At 70.6% G+C, this 5,754-nt stretch carries 5 protein-coding genes and 1 pseudogene; 4 read left to right on the top strand and 2 right to left on the bottom strand.

Annotated elements, in window-relative coordinates; translation table 11 throughout:
* From ACRDP3_RS12830 to ACRDP3_RS12815, 4 genes and pseudogenes are all read left to right on the top strand, one after another.
* Window positions 1-450 (top strand): annotated as a pseudogene (locus ACRDP3_RS12830) (glycosidase); the annotation flags it as partial.
* Window positions 447-1,676 carry a Gfo/Idh/MocA family protein gene (locus tag ACRDP3_RS12825; RefSeq protein WP_431517033.1) on the top strand — a complete coding sequence of 410 codons (1,230 nt, stop codon included), beginning with the start codon at window positions 447-449 and terminating at the stop codon, window positions 1,674-1,676. The pseudogene ACRDP3_RS12830 and the gene ACRDP3_RS12825, both read left to right, overlap by 4 nt.
* A complete protein-coding gene (locus ACRDP3_RS12820; protein WP_431517032.1) occupies window positions 1,673-3,295 on the top strand; it encodes a glycoside hydrolase family 13 protein in 1,623 nt (540 codons plus the stop codon). Before ACRDP3_RS12825 ends, ACRDP3_RS12820 begins: the two co-directional genes overlap by 4 nt.
* Window positions 3,279-4,703 (top strand): phosphomannomutase/phosphoglucomutase, encoded by a 1,425-nt coding sequence (locus ACRDP3_RS12815; protein ID WP_431517031.1) that lies wholly within the window; start codon window positions 3,279-3,281, stop codon window positions 4,701-4,703. The genes ACRDP3_RS12820 and ACRDP3_RS12815 overlap by 17 nt, the downstream gene beginning before the upstream one ends.
* Window positions 4,704-4,868: 165 nt before the next feature.
* Here the strand turns inward: ACRDP3_RS12815 and ACRDP3_RS12810 are convergent, their stop codons facing one another.
* Together ACRDP3_RS12810 and ACRDP3_RS12805 are read right to left on the bottom strand one after the other, a co-directional pair.
* Entirely contained in the window at window positions 4,869-5,126 is a 258-nt protein-coding gene (locus ACRDP3_RS12810) for a DUF397 domain-containing protein (protein ID WP_431517030.1), read from the bottom strand.
* On the bottom strand, window positions 5,123-5,754 hold a 632-nt coding region (locus ACRDP3_RS12805), incomplete at its 5' end, for a DUF5753 domain-containing protein (RefSeq protein WP_431517029.1). The genes ACRDP3_RS12805 and ACRDP3_RS12810, both read right to left, overlap by 4 nt.

The following is a 5,754-nucleotide window of genomic DNA, read 5'->3' as shown; positions in this document are numbered from 1 at the left end:
CCCGGCATCTGGATCTCCTACGTGCCGGTCGCCGAGGTCGAGGCCGACATCCGCGCCCTGACCCGCCCGCGCGACCACCGTCTGCTGGCCCTGTCCGAGTTCCCGTGGGAGTCCCTGAAGATCGGCGGCGGCCCAGCCCCCATCCGCGTGCCCGAGGGCTGGCTGCTCATCCACCACGGCGTCTCCGGATCCATCGAGGACCCCTTCGCGCAGAACCAGAAGGTGTCGTACGCCGCCGGCGCGATGATCCTCGACCCGGCCGACCCGTCGAAGGTGCTCGCGCGCTCCGACAAGCCGCTCATGGCCCCGGAGACCGAGGAGGAGATCTCGGGCACCGTCCCGAACGTCGTCTTCCCGACGGCGATCGAGGAGATCGACGGCCTGCTCTACGTCTTCTACGGCATGGCCGACGCGCACATCGGCGTCGCCCTCCTGGAGCGCACGGCATGACCGGCGGCGCCCGCGCACCCCTCGGAGTCGGCCTGGTCGGCTGCGGCGGTTTCGCCGATTTCGTCCTGGACGCCGTCGCGGGCCTGCCCGGCCTGCGCCTCGCGGCCGTCGCCGACCCCTCGTGCGAACGCGCCGAGCGGCTCGGCGCGCGGCACGGCGTCCCGGCGCTCGCTTCCCTCGACGAGCTCCTCGAACGGGACGACGTGGCGGCCGTTCTGATCGCCACGCCGCCCGCCACCCACGCCGCGATGGCCATCACCGCGCTGCGTGCGGGGCGCCATGTCTTCTGCGAGAAACCTCTCGCCACCACGACCGAGGACGCCTCGGCGGTTGCCCACGAGGCGCGGCTCGCCGGGCGCGTCCTGGTCGTGGACCACGTGCTGCGTTACAACCCGCTGCTGCGGGCCGTGCGGCACCTCACCGAGCGGGGGCTGCTCGCGCCCCCGCACCGGTTCCTGTTCGAGAACGACGCCTCCGACGAGGACCTGGACCCCGGCCACTGGTTCTGGGACCCGGCTCACAGCGGCGGCATCTTCGTCGAGCACGGCGTCCACTTCTTCGACGCCGCCCGCGCACTCCTGGGCTCGGACCCGCTCACCGTGCGGGCGACCGCCGTGGCCCGGCCCGGAGGCCCCGTCGACATGGTCAGCGCCGACGTCGTCCACCCCGGCGGCGTCCTCGCCTCCCACTTCCACTCCTTCACGCACGCCCACCGCGCCGAGCGTCAACTCATGCGTCTGGACCATGGGTTCGCCGAGACGCGGATCAGCGGCTGGATCCCCGTGCGGGCGGAGATCGCGGCGTGGACCGACGAGGCGGGCGCCCACCGTTGGGAGCAACTACCCGAGGAACTGAGCGAGTTGCTGTCCGTCGACGGCTTCCGGCCGCATGGCGAGGAGCGGATCACCGTCCGCGTCGAGCGGGACGCCGGCTACGCCTCCCCGGCCCGCGGGCGCGGCGAGCAGCACACGGTCCCGCACCACGTCACCGCCGTCCTGGACCTGGGCGGCGAGGCCCGTAAACCGTACGTGTACGCGCAGAGCGTGCGCGCCGCGATGGCCGATCTGGTCCGGGCCGTCCGTGAGAGCACACCGCCGGTCACGGACGCCGTCAGCGGATTCGCCGCGGTCGCCGTAGCCGAGGCGGCCACCCTCGCCGCCTCCACCGGCACCGAACAGCGTGTCCCCTCCCCCGACCTGGACTTCTCCGAGGGAGCCCCCGCATGAGCTGGTTGCAGGACACGGTCTGCTACGAGGTCTACCCGCGCACCTTCGCCGACTCGGACGGCGACGGGATCGGCGACCTACCGGGCCTGACCGACCGCCTTCAGCACATCAAGGATCTGGGCGCGGACGCCGTGTGGTGCACCCCGTTCTACCCGTCGCCACTGGCCGACGGCGGCTACGACATCGCCGACTACACCGGCGTGGCCGCCGACCTGGGAACAGACGACGACGCCACCCAACTGGCCTTCCGCGCACATGAGTTGGGCCTCAAATTCATCATCGACCTGGTCCCGAACCACACCTCCGACCAGCACCCCTGGTTCCAGGAGGCGCTGGCCGCAGGGCCCGGTTCGACGGAGCGGGAGATGTACCTGTTCCGGCCCGGCCGGGGCTCAGACGGCGAACTGCCTCCCAACGACTGGCAGTCGGCGTTCGGCGGCCCCGCATGGACCCGGGTAGCGGACGGCGAGTGGTACTGCCACCTCCACGCCGCCGAGCAGCCCGACCTCAACTGGCGCAATCCCAAGGTGCAGGGCGCCTTCACCGAGGTACTGCGGTACTGGCTCGACCGTGGCGTGGACGGCTTCCGCGTGGACGTCGCCCACGCCCTGTTCAAGGCGGAAGGGCTGCCCGACGCGGGCCCCGCCCAGCACACCGACCCGCTGCGCAACCACCTTATGCCGTACTACGACCAGGACGAGCTGCACCCGCTCTACCGCGAATGGCGGGCCCTGCTCAACACCCATCCCGCACCCGCCGGCGCGGTGTCACCCCAGGACCGGGTGATGGTCGCCGAGGCCGCCGTCTTCGACCCGGCCCGCCTCAGCCGCTACATCCGGCCCGACGAGATGCACCAGGCCTTCAACTTCGCCTTCCTGGAAGCACCTTGGGAGGCGGCGAAGCTGCGCCGGGTCGTCGACGGCTCCTTCGAAGTGCCGGGCAGCGCGGTCACCTGGCTGCTCTCCAGCCACGACGCGGTCCGCCCGGTCACCCGGTACGGCTCCCTGGCGCGCGCCCGTGCGGCCGCGCTGCTGATGCTGGCGCTGCCCGGCTGCGCGTACCTCTTTCAGGGCGAGGAGCTGGGACTGCCGCAGGCCGACGTGCCCATCGACCGCATCCTCGACCCGCTGTGGGAACGCTCGGGCCACACCGAGCGCGGCCGTGACGGCGCACGTGTGCCGCTGCCGTGGAGCGGTGAGCACGCACCGTACGGATTCAGCACCGTGACGCCAGACCGCACCTGGCTGCCCCAGCCGGACGACTGGTCCGGCCTGACTGTCGCCGCCCAGCAGCAGGACCCCGACTCGACGCTAGCCCTGTACCGGGCGGCGCTACGGATCCGCCGCACCCATCCGGCACCGGACCCGGCGACCCCGCCGACCTGGCTTTCCTCACCCGACGCCCCCTACCTCGCCTTCCGCCGCGGCGCGCTGGTCTGCGTCGTCAACCTGGGCGCCGAACCCCTGCGCCTCGCCTCACTCGGTCTTCCCGGCCGGTCGGCGCTCGGCAGCGGACCGCTCGACGGCGACACGTTGCCGCCCGACACCGCGCTGTGGCTCCTCGACCCGACCGCCCCCGCCCATCTCGCCGAAAGCGACACCGATGACACGCGCGACTGACGCGACGCACCGCACCGACCTGTCCGGACTCGTCAAGGCGTACGACGTGCGCGGCGTGGTCCCCGACCAGTGGGACGATACGACGGCCGAGCTCTTCGGCGCCGCGTTCGTCCAGGTCACCGGCGCGGACGCGATCGTGACGGGCCATGACATGCGCCCCTCGTCCCCCGGCCTGGCGCGCGCCCTCGCCCGCGGCGCGACCGCGCAGGGCGCCGACGTCACCGAGATCGGCCTCTGCTCGACGGACCAGCTGTACTACGCCTCCGGCTCCTTCGGCCTCCCCGGCGCGATGTTCACGGCCTCGCACAACCCGGCCCAGTACAACGGCATCAAGCTGTGCCGCGCCGGCGCCGAACCGGTCGGCCAGGACACGGGCCTCGCCGAGATCCGCACGTTGGTCGAAGAGTGGACGGACAACGGCGCCCCGGCGACGGCGGACCGAACCGGCGCCGTCACCACCAGGGACACGCTCGCCGGCTACGCGACGTACCTGCACTCCCTCGTGGACCTGTCGGCGATCCGCCCGCTCAAGGTCGTGGTCGACGCGGGCAACGGCATGGGCGGGCACACCGTGCCGACGGTCCTCTCCGGTCTGCCGCTGGACGTCGTCCCGATGTACTTCGAGCTGGACGGTACGTTCCCGAACCACGAGGCCAATCCGCTGGACCCCGCCAACATCGTCGACCTGCGGGCAAGCGTGCGCGCCGAGGGCGCCGACATCGGCCTCGCCTTCGACGGCGACGCGGACCGCTGCTTCGTCGTCGACGAGCAGGGCGACCCAGTCTCACCCTCAGCCGTCACTGCGCTGGTCGCCTCACGCGAACTTGCGCGGCATCCCGGGGCCACCGTCATCCACAACCTCATCACCTCCCGCACGGTGCCGGAGGTGATCCGCGAGGCGGGCGGCACACCGGTCCGTACCCGCGTCGGCCACTCCTTCATCAAGCGGGAAATGGCCCGAGCCGGCGCCGTCTTCGGCGGCGAGCACTCCGCCCACTACTACTTCCGCGACTTCTGGAACGCCGACACCGGCATGCTCGCGGCCCTCCACGTCCTCGCCGCCCTGGGCACACAGACCGCGCCGCTGTCCGACCTGACCAGCAGATTCGAGCGCTACGCCGCCTCCGGCGAGATCAACTCCGCCGTCGACGACCCGAGCGCGCGCACCGCGGCGGTGCGGGCGGCGTGGAGCACCCGCCCGGACGTGACGCTCGACGACCTCGACGGCCTGACCGTCAGCGGAACCGACTGGTGGTTCAACGTCCGCCCCTCGAACACGGAGCCGCTGCTGCGACTCAACGTAGAAGCCCCGACCGAGCCAGCCATGCGCGCCCTCCGTGACGAGGTACTGAGGACGATCCGCGGGCAGGAAGATGAAAAACAAGCTGAGGGTTCACCCGGCGCCTGACGCGCGCCTGGTTCTCCCACAGCGTGCCGTCGTCCGCGTCGAGACGGGTACCTGGCGGTTTTGGCGGCACTCTGGAATCTCCCCACCGCGTGACTGTGCCTCGGCCCTGTCCGTACAGGACAGCCATGGACTGTAGCGCGGGGGCTTGCCGGCTGCCCGGAGTTTTCAGCGAGGAGGAGTGGCGTCAGAGGCGTGGCGGAGGAAGGCCGTCCACTGGGCCGGGGGGACGCTGAGTATGGGGCCGTCCGCCGCGTTCTTCGAGTCGCGGATGTGGATGGTGGAGGGGCAGGTGGCGACCTCCACGCAGTCGCCGCCTTCCGTATCGCTGTAGCTCGACTTGTGCCAGGTGACGGCGACTTCCAGGCACTCGCCGCCCTCGGTGTCGCTGTAGCTCGACTTGAACCAGTTGAGTTCGCTGTTCATAGTTCGTCTGCCACCTTTCTGATGAATCGCGCCGAGTCTTCGGGGGTGAGCGCTGATGCACGGATCATGCTTTGACGTTGCGTCAGTGCGCTGACCTTGTCCGGGTCTGAGTACAGCACGCCGGTCTCCTGGCCTTCTACGTAGGTGTAGTGCTGGTGTTCTTCCGTCTCCACCACGACGAGTGGGCCGTTGAGGCCAGGGTGTGCGCCGTGGTCGGCGGTGAGGACTTGCACTGTCACGTTGCGCAGGTCGCTCACATCGACCATGTGGCGAAGCTGCGTGGCCATGACGGCCGGACCCCCCGCCATGGTGCGCAGCGCGGCCTCGTGGATGACGAAGCTGAAGAGTGTTCGTGGCTTGCTCGTCAGAAGGTCCTGCCGCTGCATGCGCGCCGCCAGCCGGTCTTCGAGCGTTTCGTCGTCAAGGGGTGGACAGTGGGCATTGAGGAGGGCACGGGCGTATTCCTCGGTCTGCAATAGACCAGGGATGAACAGCACTTGGTAGTAGTAGAGCGCGACCGCCGACGCCTCCGCCTGCATGTACTCATGGGTACGTGCCGGGTACTTCTCCGGTTCCAGGTATTCCGAGGCCGCCCGGAGTTTGCCGCCTGCGTCGCACATGTCGTCGG

The organism is Streptomyces sp. (genome assembly GCF_050698815.1).
In the GTDB taxonomy this organism is placed as follows: Bacteria; Actinomycetota; Actinomycetes; order Streptomycetales; family Streptomycetaceae; genus Streptomyces.
This window is presented reverse-complemented; position numbering and strand designations above follow the sequence as displayed.

Bases quoted from the DNA above. Each gene is read 5' to 3' on its own strand.
- ACRDP3_RS12815 (WP_431517031.1), top strand. From the start codon at position 3,279: ATGACACGCGCGACTGACGCGACGCACCGCACCGACCTGTCCGGACTC.
- ACRDP3_RS12820 (WP_431517032.1), top strand. From the start codon at position 1,673: ATGAGCTGGTTGCAGGACACGGTCTGCTACGAGGTCTACCCGCGCACC.
- ACRDP3_RS12825 (WP_431517033.1), top strand. From the start codon at position 447: ATGACCGGCGGCGCCCGCGCACCCCTCGGAGTCGGCCTGGTCGGCTGC.
- ACRDP3_RS12810 (WP_431517030.1), bottom strand. From the start codon at position 5,126: ATGAACAGCGAACTCAACTGGTTCAAGTCGAGCTACAGCGACACCGAG.